Origin of the sequence: Sphingomonas sp. GV3 (genome assembly GCF_031082075.1) — a bacterium.
Taxonomy (GTDB): Bacteria; Pseudomonadota; Alphaproteobacteria; order Sphingomonadales; family Sphingomonadaceae; genus Sphingomonas; species Sphingomonas beigongshangi.
The window spans coordinates 3,073,409-3,090,252 of record NZ_JARWLE010000001.1 but is presented as its reverse complement, the minus strand read 5'-3'; the positions used below and the strand labels follow the sequence as shown (position 1 = coordinate 3,090,252).

The 16,844-nt window shown below is 68.7% G+C and carries 15 protein-coding genes; 5 read left to right on the top strand and 10 right to left on the bottom strand.

The features are described 5' to 3' along the window. Nucleotides 1-42 precede the first annotated feature (42 nt). Nucleotides 43-1,041, top strand: coding sequence for a N(4)-(beta-N-acetylglucosaminyl)-L-asparaginase (locus tag RF701_RS14550; RefSeq protein ID WP_210356925.1), 999 nt, complete (start codon nucleotides 43-45; stop codon nucleotides 1,039-1,041). A gap of 210 nt (nucleotides 1,042-1,251) precedes the next feature. Here the strand turns inward: RF701_RS14550 and RF701_RS14545 are convergent, their stop codons facing one another. The 5 genes from RF701_RS14545 to RF701_RS14525 all read right to left on the bottom strand — a co-directional run bounded on the left by RF701_RS14545 (nucleotide 1,252) and on the right by RF701_RS14525 (nucleotide 6,373). After that, complete coding sequence (locus RF701_RS14545; RefSeq protein ID WP_203308477.1) at nucleotides 1,252-1,503, bottom strand: ATP synthase F1 subunit epsilon; 252 nt, start codon at nucleotides 1,501-1,503, stop codon at nucleotides 1,252-1,254. Between the two features lie 186 nt (nucleotides 1,504-1,689). Further along, nucleotides 1,690-3,165, bottom strand: coding sequence for a F0F1 ATP synthase subunit beta (gene atpD, locus RF701_RS14540; RefSeq protein WP_203308478.1), 1,476 nt, complete (start codon nucleotides 3,163-3,165; stop codon nucleotides 1,690-1,692). Nucleotides 3,166-3,261: 96 nt separating this feature from the next. Further along, nucleotides 3,262-4,137, bottom strand: a complete 876-nt coding sequence (locus RF701_RS14535; RefSeq protein WP_210356929.1) for a F0F1 ATP synthase subunit gamma — start codon at nucleotides 4,135-4,137, stop codon at nucleotides 3,262-3,264. A 147-nt stretch (nucleotides 4,138-4,284) separates the two neighbouring features. Continuing rightward, the gene (gene atpA / locus RF701_RS14530; RefSeq protein WP_210356930.1) at nucleotides 4,285-5,814 is read right to left on the bottom strand and encodes a F0F1 ATP synthase subunit alpha; all 1,530 of its coding nucleotides are present in this window, start codon (nucleotides 5,812-5,814) and stop codon (nucleotides 4,285-4,287) included. A 4-nt stretch (nucleotides 5,815-5,818) separates the two neighbouring features. Beyond that, nucleotides 5,819-6,373 (bottom strand): F0F1 ATP synthase subunit delta, encoded by a 555-nt coding sequence (locus tag RF701_RS14525; RefSeq protein ID WP_308815377.1) that lies wholly within the window; start codon nucleotides 6,371-6,373, stop codon nucleotides 5,819-5,821. A gap of 213 nt (nucleotides 6,374-6,586) precedes the next feature. On the opposite strand from RF701_RS14525, the gene RF701_RS14520 reads away from it, so the two are divergent. Then, a complete protein-coding gene (locus tag RF701_RS14520; protein ID WP_308815376.1) occupies nucleotides 6,587-7,621 on the top strand; it encodes a hypothetical protein in 1,035 nt (344 codons plus the stop codon). A gap of 2 nt (nucleotides 7,622-7,623) precedes the next feature. Here RF701_RS14520 and RF701_RS14515 read toward each other — a convergent pair whose 3' ends face one another. Together RF701_RS14515 and RF701_RS14510 are read right to left on the bottom strand one after the other, a co-directional pair. Continuing rightward, entirely contained in the window at nucleotides 7,624-9,165 is a 1,542-nt protein-coding gene (locus RF701_RS14515; RefSeq protein ID WP_308815375.1) for a hypothetical protein, read from the bottom strand. Between the two features lie 109 nt (nucleotides 9,166-9,274). Then, nucleotides 9,275-10,780 (bottom strand): trypsin-like peptidase domain-containing protein, encoded by a 1,506-nt coding sequence (locus RF701_RS14510; protein WP_308815374.1) that lies wholly within the window; start codon nucleotides 10,778-10,780, stop codon nucleotides 9,275-9,277. A gap of 126 nt (nucleotides 10,781-10,906) precedes the next feature. On the opposite strand from RF701_RS14510, the gene RF701_RS14505 reads away from it, so the two are divergent. The 3 genes from RF701_RS14505 (at nucleotide 10,907) to RF701_RS14495 (ending at nucleotide 15,442) form a co-directional block, all read left to right on the top strand. Further along, the gene (locus tag RF701_RS14505; RefSeq protein ID WP_308815373.1) at nucleotides 10,907-12,463 is read left to right on the top strand and encodes a CpaF family protein; all 1,557 of its coding nucleotides are present in this window, start codon (nucleotides 10,907-10,909) and stop codon (nucleotides 12,461-12,463) included. 79 nt (nucleotides 12,464-12,542) lie between these two features. Continuing rightward, nucleotides 12,543-14,201 carry a DUF6311 domain-containing protein gene (locus RF701_RS14500; RefSeq protein WP_308815372.1) on the top strand — a complete coding sequence of 553 codons (1,659 nt, stop codon included), beginning with the start codon at nucleotides 12,543-12,545 and terminating at the stop codon, nucleotides 14,199-14,201. A gap of 35 nt (nucleotides 14,202-14,236) precedes the next feature. Then, complete coding sequence (locus tag RF701_RS14495; RefSeq protein ID WP_308815371.1) at nucleotides 14,237-15,442, top strand: hypothetical protein; 1,206 nt, start codon at nucleotides 14,237-14,239, stop codon at nucleotides 15,440-15,442. 226 nt (nucleotides 15,443-15,668) lie between these two features. On the opposite strand, the gene RF701_RS14490 is transcribed toward RF701_RS14495, so the two are convergent. The 3 genes from RF701_RS14490 to phaR are packed head-to-tail and all read right to left on the bottom strand — an operon-like array spanning nucleotide 15,669 to nucleotide 16,811. After that, nucleotides 15,669-16,022 carry a hypothetical protein gene (locus RF701_RS14490; protein ID WP_308815370.1) on the bottom strand — a complete coding sequence of 118 codons (354 nt, stop codon included), beginning with the start codon at nucleotides 16,020-16,022 and terminating at the stop codon, nucleotides 15,669-15,671. Nucleotides 16,023-16,060: 38 nt separating this feature from the next. Continuing rightward, on the bottom strand, nucleotides 16,061-16,252 hold the full coding sequence (locus RF701_RS14485; protein WP_210356935.1) for a hypothetical protein: 192 nt from the start codon (nucleotides 16,250-16,252) through the stop codon (nucleotides 16,061-16,063). Nucleotides 16,253-16,256: 4 nt separating this feature from the next. Continuing rightward, nucleotides 16,257-16,811 (bottom strand): polyhydroxyalkanoate synthesis repressor PhaR, encoded by a 555-nt coding sequence (gene phaR / locus RF701_RS14480; RefSeq protein ID WP_203308489.1) that lies wholly within the window; start codon nucleotides 16,809-16,811, stop codon nucleotides 16,257-16,259. Between the last annotated feature and the right edge of the window lie 33 nt (nucleotides 16,812-16,844).

The window sequence follows — 16,844 nt, the reverse complement described above, 5'->3', positions numbered from 1 at the left end:
GCTGCAGGGACGGGTCCGGCAGGACGTTGAAAGGGTGAAGAGATGACGACACGGCGCACGTTCCTGGGCGGCATGGCGGCGAGCGGCCTGGCCGCGGGCACCGCGGCACGGGCCGCCACGCCGCGCGCGACGATCGTGTCGACCTGGGACTTCGGCGCCGCCGCCAATGCCGCGGGGTTCGCGAAGATGCGCGCGGGTGGCTCGCTGTTCGACATCGTCGAGGCGGCGGCGATGGTGCCGGAGGCGGACCCGGAGAATCATTCGGTCGGCTATGGCGGCTATCCCGATCGCGACGGCCATGTCACGCTCGACGCGGTGATCATGGACGACGCCGGCGGGGTCGGCGCCGTCGCGGCGCTGGAGGATACGGTCCATGCCATCTCCGTCGCGCGCCGCGTCATGGAGAAGACGCCGCATACGCTGCTGGTCGGCGAGGGTGCGACCCGCTTCGCGCGCGATCAGGGCTTTCCGAAGGTCGACCTGCTCACCCCGCCCGCCGAGCAGGCGTGGCGCGACTGGCTCAAGACCTCTCAGTACAAGCCGGAGGCGAATTTCGAGAACAGGCGGGGGCCCCATGCCGGCCCCCGTGGCGGCGCGCTGGACCACGACACGATCGGCCTGCTGGCGCGCGACCCGTCGGGACGGATGGCGGGCGCGTGCACCACGTCGGGCATGGCGTTCAAGATGCGCGGCCGCGTCGGCGATTCGCCGCAGGTGGGGGCGGGCCTGTACGTCGAGCGCGGCGTCGGCGGCGCGACCTCGACCGGTCTGGGCGAGGAGGTGACGCGCGTATCGGGCAGCGCGCGGGTCGTCGCCTCGATGCGCGCGGGCCTGTCGCCGCAGAAGGCGTGCGAGGAGGTGGTGCGGCATATCGCCGCGCTGCGCGGCGATGCGATCAAGGGGGTGCAGGTCGGCTTTCTTGCCCTGTCGCCGCAGGGCGAGGTCGGCGCCTTCTGCCTGCTGCCGGGCTTCACCTATGCGGTGACGGATGCGGCCGGTACGACCGTCGTGCTGAAGGCACCGTCGCTGTTCGCGGCATAGGCGGTCCGCCCTCGCTCTCATCCGTCATTGCGAGCGCAGCGAAGCAATCCAGGGCGTCCTGGTCCGGCGCTGGATTGCTTCGCTGCGCTCGCAATGACGAAGGTTGCGATGACGGACAGAGCGGGGACGGACAGAGCCGGGACAGACAGGGCGAGGACGGACGGGGCGGGCCGCGACTTCAGCGCCCGCCTGGCGGGAGCCCCGCCCGCCTCACCCCGCGTGTTCGGCGAGGACGGTCAGCCCCTTGGCGTTGACCTCGGCGAAGCCGCCCTGGATCGGCACGATCTCGGGCTGTGCGCCCGCGCTGCGATAGATCGACAGCGCGCCGTCGCGGATCGTCGACATGAAGGGGGCATGCCCCTCCAGCACGCCGAAATCGCCCTCGGTGCCGGGGACCACGACCATGTGGACCTCCTCGGAGCGGATCAGCTTTTCGGGCGTGACGAGTTCGAAGTGGAGCATTGTCTCAGGTCCTGACACCCCTCTCCCCTTGTGGGAGAGGGAGGGGCCCATCGCAACAGCGATGGGCGGGTGAGGGTTACACGCCGCAAGGCTCGCGCGGCGCTTGCCCCTCATCCAGCCTCCGCCAGGCAGCAAAGCCGCCAGGCTTCGGCATCCTTCTCCCACAAGGGGAGAAGGCGATACGGCTTACGCCTCCTTGGCGAGCTTCTCGGCCTTGGCGACGGCCTCGTCGATGCCGCCGACCATGTAGAAGGCCGCTTCCGGCAGATGGTCGTATTCGCCGTCGACGACCGCCTTGAACGAGCGGATCGTGTCCTCGATCTGCACGAACTTGCCGGGGATGCCGGTGAACACTTCGGCGACGTGGAACGGCTGCGACAGGAAGCGCTGGATCTTGCGCGCGCGCGTAACCGTCAGCTTATCCTCTTCCGACAGCTCGTCCATGCCCAGGATGGCGATGATGTCCTGCAGCGACTTGTAGCGCTGGAGCAGCGACTGCACCGCGCGCGCCGTCTCGTAATGCTCCTGGCCGACGACGCGTGGCTCGAGCACGCGGCTGGTCGAATCGAGCGGATCGACCGCCGGATAGATGCCGAGCTCCGAGATGGCGCGGCTGAGCACCGTCGTCGCGTCCAAGTGGGCGAACGAGGTCGCCGGCGCCGGGTCGGTCAAGTCGTCCGCGGGGACGTAGACGGCCTGCACCGAGGTAATCGAGCCCTTGTTGGTCGAGGTGATGCGCTCCTGCAGCGCGCCCATGTCGGTCGACAGCGTCGGCTGATAGCCCACCGCCGACGGGATACGGCCGAGCAGCGCCGACACTTCCGCGCCCGCCTGCGTGAAGCGGAAGATGTTGTCGACGAAGAACAGCACGTCCTGCCCTTCCTGGTCGCGGAAATATTCCGCGATCGTCAGGCCCGACAGCGCGACGCGGGCGCGAGCGCCGGGCGGCTCGTTCATCTGGCCGAACACCAGCGCGACCTTCGACCCCTCGCTGGTCGGGTTGCCGTCCGCGTCCTTGGCGATGACGCCCGCGTCGAGGAACTCGTGATACAGGTCGTTACCCTCGCGGGTCCGCTCGCCGACGCCGGCGAACACCGACGTGCCGCCATGGCCCTTGGCGATGTTGTTGATCAGCTCCTGAATCAGCACGGTCTTGCCGACGCCGGCGCCGCCGAACAGGCCGATCTTGCCGCCCTTCGCATAGGGCGCGAGGAGGTCGATGACCTTGATGCCGGTGACCAGGATCGCATTCTCGGTCGACTGGTCGACGAACAGCGGCGCTTCCGCATGGATCGGCGCGCGCAGGTCGGTGGCGACGGGCCCGCGCTCGTCGATCGGCTCGCCGACGACGTTCATGATGCGCCCCAGCGTCGCCGGACCGACGGGGACGCTGATCTGCGCGCCGGTGTCGGTGACCGACTGGCCGCGGGTCAGGCCCTCGGTCGCGTCCATCGCGATCGTGCGGACAGTGTTCTCGCCCAGATGCTGCGCGACCTCGAGCACCAGCTTGTTGCCGTTGTTGCTGGTCTCCAGCGCCGACAGGATCGCCGGCAGCTGGTCGGGGAAGTGCACGTCGACGACGGCGCCGATGATCTGGGCGATCGTGCCGGTGTTGTTGGTCGAGCCAGTCGCCTGGCGGATATCTTCTGCGGCAGTTGCCATTTTCGTTTCCTTCTAGTTCCCCGGCGAAGGCCGGGGTCCAGCATGGGGACCTGCGTAACTGGGCCCCGGCCTTCGCCGGGGAACAACGTCTTTGACTTACAGCGCCTCGGCGCCCGAGATGATTTCGACCAGCTCCGTCGTGATCGCGGCCTGGCGGGTGCGGTTGTACTGGATCGACAGGCGGTTGATCATGTCGCCGGCGTTGCGCGTGGCATTGTCCATCGCGTTCATGCGGCTGCCCTGTTCCGACGCCGCATTCTCCTGCAGCGCGCGGAAGATCTGCACCGCGATGTTGCGCGGCAGCAGGTCGGCCAGGATGTCCTCCTCACTGGGCTCATACTCGACCACCGCGTCGACGCCGCCCTTTGGCGCGCGATCGGTGGCGAGCGGCACCGGGATCAGCTGGCGGCCGGTCGGCTCCTGCACCAGCGCCGAGACGAACTTGGAGAAGAACAGGTGCGCGACGTCGAACTCGCCGCGCGTGAAGCGCGCGACCAGGTCGTCGGCGACGACGCGCGCATCATCGAACGACACGGTCTTGATATGGCCCATCTCCTGGTCCGCCAGGATCGCGTTCGGATAGAAGCGCTTGAGCACCCGGCCCTTCTTGCCGACCAGGTAGAATTTCACCGTCTTGCCCTGCGCGATCAGCTCCTCGGCCTTGCGGCGCGCCGCGCGGACGATGTTGCTGTTGAACGCGCCCGCGAGGCCCCGCTCGCTGGTCGCGACGACGAGCAGCTGCACCTGGTCCTTGCCGGTGCCGGCGAGCAGCGGCGACGCGCCGACGCCGCCGACGCGGCTGGCCAGGCTGGCCATCACCGTCTCGAGCCGCTCGGCATAGGGACGGCCGTTCTGCGCCGCTTCCTGCGCACGGCGCAGCTTGGCGGCGGCGACCATCTTCATCGCCTTGGTGATCTTCTGCGTCGACTTCACCGAGCCGATGCGAAGCTTGAGGGCCTTCAAACTTGCCATTCTAGTGCGTCACCATTCCCTCAAACCGTCATGCCGGACTTGTTCCGGCATCCACCTCGCCACCCGCGCCATGGGCAATTGTGGATCGGTGGACCCCGGAACAAGTCCGGGGTGACGGCGTGTGTGTGTCAGCCGCTATGCGCGTCCTTACGCGAACGTCTTCGCGAACTGGTCGAGCGCGGCCTTCAGCCCCGCCTTCGCCTCGTCGCCCAGATCGCGCGTGTCGCGGATCTTGGTCAGCACGTCGGCATGGTTCGCGCGCAGGTCGGCGAGCATCGCAGCCTCGTAGCGCACCACGTCGTTCACCGCGACAGTGTCCAGATAGCCCTGCGTGCCGGCGAAGATCGAGGCGACCTGCTCCTCGAACGGCATCGGGTTGAACTGTGCCTGCTTGAGCAGCTCGGTCAGGCGCGCGCCGCGGTTGAGCAAGCGCTGCGTCGACGCGTCGAGGTCCGAGCCGAACTGCGCGAACGCCGCCATCTCGCGATACTGCGCCAGCTCCAGCTTGATCGAGCCCGCGACCTTCTTCATCGCCTTGGTCTGTGCGGCCGAGCCGACGCGGCTGACCGACAAGCCGACGTTGATCGCCGGGCGGATGCCCGCGAAGAACAGGTCGGTCTCGAGGAAGATCTGGCCGTCGGTGATCGAGATGACGTTCGTCGGGATATAGGCCGACACGTCGCCTGCCTGCGTCTCGATGATCGGCAGCGCGGTCAGCGAGCCGCCGCCGTTCGCGTCCGACATCTTCGCCGCGCGCTCGAGCAGGCGGCTGTGCAGGTAGAAGACGTCGCCCGGATAGGCCTCGCGGCCCGGCGGACGGCGCAGCAGCAGCGACATCTGGCGATAGGCGACCGCCTGCTTCGACAGATCGTCATAGACGATCAGCGCGTGCATGCCGTTGTCGCGGAAATATTCGCCCATCGCGCAGCCGGTATAGGGCGCGAGGAACTGCAGCGGCGCGGGGTCCGAGGCGGTGGCGGCGACGACAATGGAATAGTCCATCGCGCCATTCTCCTCCAGCGTGCGGACGAGCTGCGCCACCGTGGAGCGCTTCTGGCCGACCGCGACATAGACGCAGTACAGCTTCTTCGATTCGTCGCTGCCCTGGTTCACCGTCTTCTGGTTGATGAACGTGTCGATCGCGACGGCCGACTTGCCGGTCTGGCGGTCGCCGATGATCAGCTCGCGCTGGCCGCGGCCGACGGGCACCAGCGCGTCGATCGCCTTCAGGCCCGACTGCATCGGCTCCGACACCGACTGGCGCGGGATGATGCCGGGCGCCTTGACCTCGACGCGGCTGCGCCGGTCGGCGACGATCGGGCCCTTGCCATCGATCGGATTGCCGAGGCCGTCGACGACGCGGCCGAGCAGCCCCTTGCCGACGGGCACGTCGACGATCGTGCCGGTGCGCTTCACCGTGTCGCCCTCGCGGATCTCGGCGTCCGAGCCGAAGATCACGACGCCGACGTTGTCGGCCTCGAGGTTGAGCGCCATGCCCTGCACGCCATTGGCGAATTCGACCATCTCGCCCGCCTGGACGTTGTCGAGGCCGTAGATGCGCGCGATGCCGTCACCGACGCTGAGCACCTGGCCGGTCTCGCTGACCTGGGCCTCGGTGCCGAAATTGGCGATCTGGTCCTTGATGACCTTCGAGATTTCTGCGGCGCGGATATCCATTACGTCAGCCTTTCATCGCGCTGGCGAGCGCATTCAAACGGGTACGGATCGACGAATCGATCATCTGGGAACCGATGCGGACGACGAGCCCGCCGAGCAGCGCGGGGTCGACCGACAGGTCGACCGCGACTTCGCGGCCAAGGCGCTGGCGCAGCTGCTGCTTGAGCGCGTCGACCTGGTCGCCGCTGAGCGGATGCGCGCTCGTCACCTCGGCGGTCGCCTCGCCGCGATGGCGCGCGGCGAGCTGGCGGAAGGCACGGATGATCTGCGGCAGCGCGCCCAGGCGGCGGTTCTCGGCAAGCACGCCGAGGAAATTCTTGGTGGTCGAATCGACGCCGAGCGCGTCGGCGACGGCGAGCACCGCCTTCGCCGCCGCGCCGCGCGCGACCAGCGGGCTCGCGGTCAGCGCCTTGAAATCGGCCGACTGGTCGAGCGCGTCGCGGACACGCGACAGGCTGGCCTCGACCGTGTCGATGCTCTTCGAATCACGTGCCAGCTCGAACAGCGCGAGCGCGTAGCGTCCGCCTAAACTTGCCTGAATACCGCCGGACGTCTCCACGCGATCGAAATCCCTCACAACTGATGTTGGCCCATGGGGAAGAGGGCGCGAAAGCTCGCACCTGCTATGGGTTGCGGGCGGCTAGCATGGGGGTGGCGAGGATGCAAGACGCGCACGGCCGACGAGGCAACACCCGATGAACGAGGCCGCAACGGCCCGTTCAGGAACGCCGCCGTAACGATCGGCGAACGGGCGAGAAAAGGGAGCAATGCGATGCGGTGTTCGACAGCCGGCGGATCGGGACAGCAAGGTCGCGGCCGCGACGCCGCGACGGACGCCGCCTCCCCTGTCGAGGCTGAGCGGCCGGCGCAGGCACGCGATCGGATACGCCCCCCCGTGCTGCCGATGACGGCCGCCGTCCTCGCAGCCCTTTTTCCTATTTCTGCCGATGCCGAAGTCCTGCGGGTCGAGGGCATCTTCGCCGCCACCGCGCGGGAGGCGAGCCTGCTTCCGACGCTGGGCGTCGGCGCAATCGGCGGGCCGGAGGGCGGGCGACTGGCGGATGCCATCGCGCAGCGGCTGGCGACGCTCGGGCGCGACGGCGTACGGCATGCGCAGATCGTGCCGGCCTCGCTCCGCCCCGACGGCCTGCTCGTCGGCGATGCGGGCGCCACCGTGTCGCACGACGACTATAGCGAGACGCGCGAGCGCTGCACGGAGAAGAAGGACGGCAAATGCGTCAGCCGCACGCGCTATCGCGTCGCCTGCACCCGCCGCACGATCGCGGTACGCGCCGACCTCAGGGTCCTGCGCTGGAATGATCGCCGCGTGCTGTTCGCAAGCCCCAAGACCCGCGACGACAGCAGCAGCTGGTGCGAGGATTCGGGGGTGGAGACGAGCGTCGACGGCGAGATCCAGGCGATGGTGGACTCGATCGCGCAGGAGGTGCGCCTCGACCTCGCTCCGCATCGCGAGAGCTACAAGGTCCGCGTGCTGGAAAGCCGCGACGGCCTGCCGCCGGAAGCCGCGGCGGTGTTCAAGCAGGCCGTGCGACAGACCAAGCACGATCCCGCCGCCGCCTGCCGTGGGTTCGCGCAGGTCGACACGATGGTCCCCGATCACGGCCCGACAATGTTCAACCTCGCACTCTGCGCGGAAGCCGCGGGCCTCTATCCCGAAGCGCGCGACCGCTATGGCCGGGCGCGCCTGTTCGCGCCCAAGGCCGGCGGCGAAGTGACCCGCGGCCTCGCCCGCGTCGGCGCGCTGGCTGCGGGCGACGAGGACGTGCGCCACATGGCGGCGCTCTGAGCCTATTTCGCCGGATTGCCGCGGTCTTCCAGTGCCGCGATGGCGGCCGGACCGGATTTCCCGTCGTCGAGCAGGGCGAGCAGGCGCGCGGCGGCATTGTCGGCCGAAGCGTGGGGTGAATAGGCGAGCGGGCGCAGCACCTGCCGCCCCGTCGCGACATCGCCGTCGATCAGCGTCTGGCGGGCGAGACGGAAGCGCAGATTTTCGTCCTGCGGCACCAGCTCCATCGCGCGGTAAAGCGCGTCGACGGCATTCTTCGTCGGCTTGACGTTCGCCATGCCGAAACTGTCGTAATAGGCCTCCAGCGCCTCGGCATTGTCATTTTCGACCTTGTTGGCCTTGAGCAGCCAGCTGCGCGCTTCCGTCCATCCCGCGACATCCGCCTTGCGCGTCACGGCTCGCCGCAGATGCACCTTGGCCTTGTAGATCAGCGCCTGGATCAATCGTTGATCGTGCGTCAGCGCGCGATCGGCCGCGGCCTCCGCCTCGTCGTCCTTGCCGGCGTCATAGGCCATTTCGGCGAACCAGCCCTGCGCCGTCGCGTCGTCGGGGAAGCGCGCGGCAAGCGGCGCCGCGCGGGCAAACACATCGGCGGCATCCTTTTCCCCGACGCCGCGGTCCGAGCGGATACGCAACGGGATCAGCGCGCGCTCGCCCTCGGTGAGCAGGCGAACGGAAACGCGAGGCGTTGGCAACTTGTCCATCGGAATGGTGACGGCCGGAAGGGTGTTGCGATTGAGGTAGGCATTGACGTCACGGTTCAGGCTTCCAAGATCACCGAATGCAGCCTTTGCGGCCTCTAACGCCGGCGTGCCTTTGTTGAAAGCAACGAGGAAACGCTGGAAAGCCTTGCGGCGCGTATCATCGAGCATCAGGTAATGCGTCAGCAGCCATCCGCGGGCATACAGGGATTCGGTATCTTCTGCCTTGAGCTTGCGGCGGTCGGCTTCGAAGAGCTGCTGGACGGTCAGCCCCCGGGTCAGCAACAGGCTGTAGGCGCGATGTTGCGCCGCGCCGCCCACCCAAATCTTGTCCTTGTCGAAACGCGTGGTGGAGGCGAATTCGGCATAACCCTCAGCGAACCAGGACGGATAGGCGATCGCGTAGTTCGTCAGCAGCATGTGGTGCGCATATTCGTGGAACAGCACGATCTGGGGCTGGAGCCCGTTGTCGCCGTCCCCCATCCCCTTGTCGGGGACGAAGGCCACCGATCCGCTCGCCCGACCGAAGTAGAAGCCGGCGACGTCGTTTCCGCCCTTGCCATAGAGCCGCTGTACCGCGCCGACGCTGGGCACGATGTAGACGGTCAGCTTGTTCGCCTCGTCCTCTCCCGCCGGCTTTGCCGGCATGGCGTGGAAATAGCGCAGGACGCCGTCGAACCGTTCGAGGCGCTCCGCCGTGGCGCGCAGGCTCGTCTCGCTCGTATCGCCGTAGACGATGAAGTGGCTGCTCGTCGCCTGGCGCCATTCGGCCGCGGCGGGGGCGGCGACGGCGCATGCCGCCACGCACGCCGCGCCCGACAGCCATGCCAGAACCCGCGCCATATACCCGCCCTCCCCAAAGACCGGGGTCGAGACTAAAAGCGTCTGCTTATCTCGCAAGGATTCATGGGCCGGATAGATCGAAAACGGATCATTATCGTCCCCGCGCGCTTCATCCGGTCTTTCGACAGCTGTAGACCAGCTTCTCGTTGGGCAGCGGCGGCAGCGCGGCGCGGATGGCGGCCTCCGCCTGCGTGAGGCGCTCGAGCGTCGCGGGCGCGACGGTGCAGGATTTCGGGAGCGCATCGCCGCGCATCTTGCGCACCGAATCCATCGCCGCCGATCCGAGGAGGTAGCGCGTGTTGGTGTAGGTCTTCGTCGCCGCGTCGAAGCCAAGCACCGATACCGCCTGCTCGCCGTCGGGAACCAGGACCCGCTCCCACCGGTCGCCGCTCGGCAGATACTGGGTACGCCCGTTGACGCAGCCGCTGCGTCCCCAGTCGAGCGACACGTCCTGCGTCGAGGAGACGGTGACGCGGCTGCGTTGCGGCACGAAGGCGCAGGTCAGCCGGCCGAGCGGTGCATTGGCGCTCGCGACCGGACGTGCCGCGGCGGCGACGGCGGGCAGGCTGACCTCGGCGGACGGGCGCAGCAGATAGACGACCACCGCACCGGCCATCACCGCGCCGCCGCCATACAGCGCCCAGCGGGCGCGCCGCGCGTCCTCGCGCAGCACGAGGAACCCGGCGCCGCCGATCCCCATCGCACCCAGCACCAGCATCAGGCCAGCGAGCGCCATCGCATTCTCCCGCCGGGTCAGCGCCGTGGTGCGCGCCTCCGCCAGCGCCGCCTCACGCGCCAGCGTCTCGCGCGCCAGCGTCTCCCGCGCGTTCGACGCAGCGTCGCTGCGCGCGCGGGCATCCGCGTCGCTGTCCTCGCGCAGCCGCTCCTCGATCGAGGTGCAGGGCGTGCCGACCTGCTGGAACGGCTGCTTGGCGGCGCGGAGGAAGGCGGCGAGCTCGGTGTCGGCGATGGCGAAGCCGAACGAGCTGTCGCCCTCCTCGCCGCGCGTGATCGCGGAATTGATCCCGATCACCCGTCCGCAGCGGTCGAGCAGCGGGCCGCCCGAATTGCCACGGGCGATGCTGGCGGTGTGAAGCAGCACCTCGACCCCGGTCAGCGTGCGACGACCGGAAAAGACGCCTTCCGAGCGAACCGGCGACGTCGGCCGTATATAGTCGGCGGCGGACCGGGCGGTGGCGAGGTCGACGTTACCGGGATAGCCGAGCGCGACGACCGGATCGCCCTCGCTCACCGGCCCCGTGTAGAGCGTCGCCGGCGGCAGGCGCGCGCCGGAGAACTCGATCATCGCCAGATCCGCTTTGGCATCATAGGCGACGACATGGCCCTGGAAGCTCTTGTCACCTTCGCTCGGCACCACGCCGACGACGACATTGTCGGGATAGCGTTCGGCGAGTTCGGTGACGTGCGCATTGGTGACGATGCGGTTGGGCGCGACCGCGACGCCGCTGCCGTGGCCGAAGCCCACCACCTGTCCGTCGACGACCGCGATGGTGACGATGCGCACGACGCCGCGCGCGGTCGCGCCGATGTCGTCCGCCGCCGCCGGGGTCGCCCCGGCGAGAAGGGCGAGAGGGATAAGGATGCGGCGCAGCATGGCCGCGCCTTCGAACGCGGGCGGGGCCGCGCTGTCAAGCGTGTCCACCGCCCGGCGGGTGGTTTGGTTAGGAAAATGTCAAACCTTGGCCCCTACCCCTTCGCACTCGAATATGAGGACTGAGGGATGAGCGCGTTCGGCCGTCGCAATGGAATGGGGAGCGGGCAACCGGTGCGCCCGGCGTTCGGTGTCGCCAAGCCGATGCAGGGTGGCGGCCTCGCCCGTCCGGAGCCGGATCCGCTGACCGGCGGAGGCCAGTTTCCGCCCCTGGAATCGATACCGCCGATGGGTGCGGCAGACGCCGGCGCGGCTGACGGCTTTGGCCCGGGCACCATGCCCGGTACGGCGATGGACGCGATGGCGCGCCTCGCCGAGCGCCAGAATGCCAGCGGCGATGCCGGCAACAGCCGCGCCGAGGGCTTCGAGGCCTCCGTGCACAAGATCAAGGAGCAGGTCCTTCCGCGTCTGCTGGAGCGCGTCGATCCCGAAGCCGCGGCGACGCTGGGCAAGGACGAGCTCGCGGAGGAATTCCGACCGATCATCGGCGAGGTGCTCGCCGAGCTCAAGCTGACGCTCAACCGTCGCGAGCAATTCGCGCTGGAAAAGGTGCTGGTCGACGAATTGCTCGGCCTGGGTCCGCTCGAGGAGCTGCTGGCCGATCCGGCGGTCAGCGACATCATGGTCAACGGACCCGACCAGACCTATGTCGAGCGCAAGGGCAAGCTGGAGCTCGCCCAGATCCAGTTCCGCGACGAGGAGCATCTGTTCCAGATCGCGCAGCGGATCTGCAACTCGGTCGGCCGCCGCGTCGACCAGACGACGCCGCTCGCCGACGCGCGCCTCAAGGACGGCAGCCGCGTCAACGTCATCGTGCCCCCGCTGTCCCTGCGCGGCACCGCGATCTCGATCCGTAAATTCTCGGCCAAGCCGATCACGCTCGACATGATGGCTGCCGGCGGATCGATGTCGACGAAGATGGCGACGGCGCTGAAGATCGCCGGCGCGAGCCGGTTCAACGTCATCATCTCGGGCGGCACCGGCTCGGGCAAGACGACGATGCTCAACGCCATGTCGAAGATGATCGACCCCGGCGAGCGCGTGCTGACGATCGAGGACGCGGCCGAGCTTCGGCTGCAGCAGCCGCACTGGCTGCCGCTGGAGACGCGCCCCGCCAACCTGGAGGGCCAGGGCGAGATCAACATCCGCGACCTCGTCAAGAACGCGCTGCGTATGCGTCCCGACCGGATCATCCTGGGCGAAATCCGCGGCGCGGAATGTTTCGACATGCTCGCGGCGATGAACACCGGTCACGACGGCTCGATGTGCACGCTCCACGCCAACTCGCCGCGCGAGGCACTGGCGCGTATGGAGAACATGGTGCTGATGAGCGACATCAAGGTGCCCAAGGAGGCGATCAGTCGCCAGATCGCCGATTCCGTCGAGCTGATCATCCAGGTGAAGCGCCTCCGCGACGGCAGCCGCCGCGTCACCAACGTCACCGAGGTGATCGGCATGGAAGGGCCGGTGATCGTCACGCAGGAACTCTTCAAGTTCGAGTATCTGGACGAAAGCGCCGACGGCAAGATCATCGGCGAATATCGCTCGATGGGCCTCAGGCCCTACACGCTCGACAAGGCCAAGCAGTTCGGCTTCGACAGCGCGTTCCTGGAAGCGTGCCTGTAAGGCAGCGCGGGCGGCCGCGGACGACAGCCATGGTGATGGCGCGCCTTTCACCGCTTCATCCTTCGTCGCGGACGTGCCGGTGAACGGCGCGGCCCATGGCGCCGTCGCGCGCGCCCTGCGCACGCCGGATCGCGGAGAGATGTCGGCCGATGTGCCTCGTCGCTGGCGCGCGCGCGCAGGTGCGCTGCTCTTGCCCGCGCTGCTCCTGCTGTTGCCGCTCGCTTTCTATCTCGCGCTGTTCCAACCCGCGACGCTCGACATCGGCGATGTCGGCTGGCTGATCCGCGGCACCGACAATGGCGAGAATGCGCTGGGCGCCCATGCCTATTGGCATGACGTGCATGCCGGCGCATCGCTCAGGACCCGCCTGCTCAACGCGCCCGACGGCGTCCCGGTCCTGTATACCGACAGCAACCCGCTCGCCGTGCTGCTGGCAAAGCCGTTCGCCGCCCTCCTGCCCGCCGACGCACAGCTCGTCGGGCCGGTCCTGCTCCTGAACCTGATGTTGCAGGCGCTGTTCGCCTGGGCGTTGCTGCGCCGGCATGCGCCGGGACCGCTGGCCTTGTGGGCGGGCGTGGTGCTGCTCGCGTTTCCGCCGACGCTGGCCAACCGGTTCATCCACGTCAATCTGATGGCGCACTGGACGATCCTTGCCGCGCTGTGGCTGTTCGTCGACCCGGCGCGCCGCGACCGATGGCGCTGGTGGGCGGCGCTGATCGTCGCCACCGCGCTGATCCACAGCTACCTGCTGGTCATGGTCGGCGCGCTATGGGGCGCGGCGCTGCTCGACCGCTTCAGCCGTGGATCGTGGCCTGTGCGCGGACAGGTTCTGCTGGCGGGCACGGCGATGCTGGCGATCGTCGCGGTGCTGGCACGGTGGCTCGGCGTCGGCGACCAGATGCCGACCGAATTCTTCGGTGCCTTTGCGGTACCGATCGATGCGCTCTGGAATCCGCATGCCGGTGGCCTATCGCGTCTTGCGGGCCAGGGCCCCTACGATCCGGCGCAATGGTCCGAAGGGTTCCAGTACATGGGCGCCGGCGGACTGGCGCTCGTCGCCGTGGCGCTGCTGATCGCACGCCGTCACGCCGCCCCTGCCGCAATGCGGGAGACGACGGATCGGCTCCGCGCGCTGGTGCCTGCCTTGGGTCTGCTGGGACTGCTGTCGATCTGGAGCGCGCCCCTACCCGCTGCGGTGCTGCATGTGCTGGATCCGGTGCGCGCGTCCGGGCGGCTGTTCTGGCCGATCGGCTATGTGCTGGTGTTCGTCGCGTTGCTCGCCGTCTACCGCCTGCCCGCCCGTTACGCGGGCCCGCTCCTCACGCTGCTGGTGACCGTTCAGGCGATCGACCTCGCCCCGATGGCGCGGGCGATCCGCACCACCAGCGCCGATGCGGCCAGTCACCGGTTGTGGCGACGCACGCTCGATCCGCGTTGGGAAATGTTGATCGGCAGGGCGCGTTCGGTCGCCTTCATGCCCGGCCAGCCGCCGCGCGACCTGTCGCTGTTCCAGGAAGTGGCCTGGCGCGCGATCGACGCGGGCATTCCCGTCACCAGCGTCTACGCCGCGCGGATCAGCCGCCAGACCGCCGCACGGCTGCGAGGTGAACGGCAGGCATTCGATCGCGGGGCGCTCGTCCCCGGTCGGATGTACGTCCTGCTGCCCACGGCGTCCCCGCCGGCGGGCACGACGCCGCTGCTGCTCGACGGCGTTCCGGTGATCGCGCCACGCCCATAGCCTCGAGGTCGCTCGCGCGGTAGCAGGGGCGACCGATGTTGCCGATCACCCTGCTCCTCGCCGCCGCCGCGGCCGCCTTTGCCCCTTCCGTCGTGGCGCGCACGCCGGCGCTCGTGCCGCCGCAGGGCGATGGCATCGCGACGCTCGCGCCGGACAGCGACGTGCGCTGGGTGCCGTTCGACCTGACGCCGGGCAACCAGATCCGGTTCACGCTGACGCTGGACGCCCGCTCGCTCGTCGCCATACTCGATACCGGCGTCAGCCATTCGGTGCTCGCGCGCAAGTCCGCCGCCGCGGATCCGACACGCATCACCGACGGGGGCAAGGCGACCGCGATCGGCGGCGCGGTGCCGATCGGCTGGCTGCCCACGGCGCGGCTGAGTCTGGGCGGCCTTACGCGCACCGGCGGCGGCGTCACCGTCGCGGACCTGCCCGCACTCGCCACCGGAAGCGCCACACCTGTCGACATCCTCGTCGGTCGCGACATCGTCGCGGGCCAGGCGCTCGACATCGACTTCGCCAACCATCGTTTCCGCCTGCTCCCCTCCGGCCAATTGCCGTTCACGGGCGCGCTCGCGCCGCTCTCCGTGTCGCCGACCCGCCGCGTCTACGAAAGCAGCGCGACGATCGCCGGCCGCCGCGTCGCGCCACTCGTCCTCGATACCGGCGACGGCGCCGCACTGACGCTGTCGGAGCCGACTTGGCGCGCGGTACGGCCCAACGGCTTGCCGACCACGACAACCATCTCGTTCGGCCTCGCCGGTGCGGTGACGAGCACGCTCGCCATCCTGCCCAGGCTGTCGATAGGCGAACGCGTCGCCCGCGAGGTGGAGGTTCGCGTCGAGCCGGAGGGCGGCTTTTCCGAACAGATCGGCGTCGCCGGGCGGATCGGATCGGGGTTCCTGCAACACTATCGCGTGCTGCTCGACCCGTCGGCGGGGCGGATGGTGCTGCAGCCCGGCCCCGATGCCGACGTGCCGCCGCTGCGCTCGACGAGCGGGCTTCTGGTCGGAATGGAGCAGGGCAGGCTCAAGGTACTCCACGTCATGCGCGGCAGCCCCGCCGCGATGACAGGCTGGGCGGCCGGCGACATGATCTGCACGATCGACGGCGCGGCGATCCCGGCGGACTATGCCCGCAGCACGCTCGCCGACTGGTCGATCGCGCCGCCGGGCACCATCGTGCGGCTCGGCCTGTGCGGGGGCGCCACCCGGTCGCTGACCACGCGTCGCTTCTATTGAGTCGTCATCGGATCAGCCCCTCGCGCCGGTAAAATTTGGCGGTCGCATCGGGAGAAGGCAGAGGGATGCAGGGGATGTCCAGGCCGGCCAGCAACGCCCGGTAGCGGCGTCTGCTGGCGCGCGTCGCGACCGCGATATGATGGAGCATGCTCCATCTGACGCTGTCCCTGCCGCCCTCCAGCGCGCCGGCGCGGTCGCTCTCGAACCGGCACCGCCGCACATAGCGTCAGAGGCTGACCCGCGTCGGCACGTCGAGCAGGATCAGCCCCGACGCCCGCGCCAGCCGCTGCGGCAGCAATCTGGTATAATTGCCCTCCATCTCCCAGCGGTCTTGCTGGATCGCGGCATCGTGCAGCCGGACGAAGGCTTCCGGCGCACGCGGTACCCAATCGGTCCCCGGCAGATGATGCAACAGGTCGAGGTGCACGACCGGCATCTTGCGCGCCCTGCCGATCGCGCGCGCGAGCGTCGATTTGCCGGCATTGGAGGGGCCCATCAGGACGACCCGCGGGCCCAGATCGTCGAGGGTTACGGCCGGCGCCAATGGCGGAGGAAAGCCAGGCTTCTTGCTGTTCGGCATGGCCGACGTCCCCCCCCCCCCAGGATCGCCGTTGGCGGTCAGCGAGCATTCAGGCCGATGCTGACCAGGATCATCGCCACGACCAGCGCCGCCAGTTGCACGGAACGCCAGTCGATCCAGCCGACGCGGTCAAGGTCGGCGCGTCGATGCCGCCGCCGCTCCCGCCATGCGGCAAGGATGGCGACCGCCACGCCGGCGCCCGCGCCCACGAATGCAACCGGCACCGCCATCGGCTCAGCCGAGCTTCTCGACCTTTTCCTGCAGGCGCGATAGTTCGGCGCGCAACGCGGCGATCTCGTCGTCCTTGTTGCCGCCCGGTGCGGGCGTGGGCGCCGGCGCGGGCGATGCCGGCTTGAACGCGGCCGCCGCCGCCTCGAACATCGCCAGGTTGCGCTTGGCGATCTCCGCGAAGGGCGAGCCGGCGAAGGCGCCCTCGACCGCGCTCTTGAACTGCTCCTGGTTGCGACGGAAGCTATCCATCGACGCCTCCAGATATCCCGGCACCATCGCCTGCATCGAGTCGCCGTACATCGCGATCAATTGCCGCAGGAAGCTGACCGGCAGCATCGTCTGCCCCCGGCTTTCCTCCTCCATGATGATCTGGGTGAGGACGTTGTGGGTGATGTCCTCTTCGGTCTTCGCGTCCACGACCTTGAAGTCACGCCCCTCGCGGGTCATCGTCGCCAGATGGTCGAGCGTGATGTAGGATGACGTCTCGGTATTGTAGAGGCGCCGATTGGCGTATTTCTTGATGATGACCGTGCCGTCGCCCTTGTTCTGTTTCTTCATACGGCTCCCCTGTCCGCGACGATCCTGTCCGTG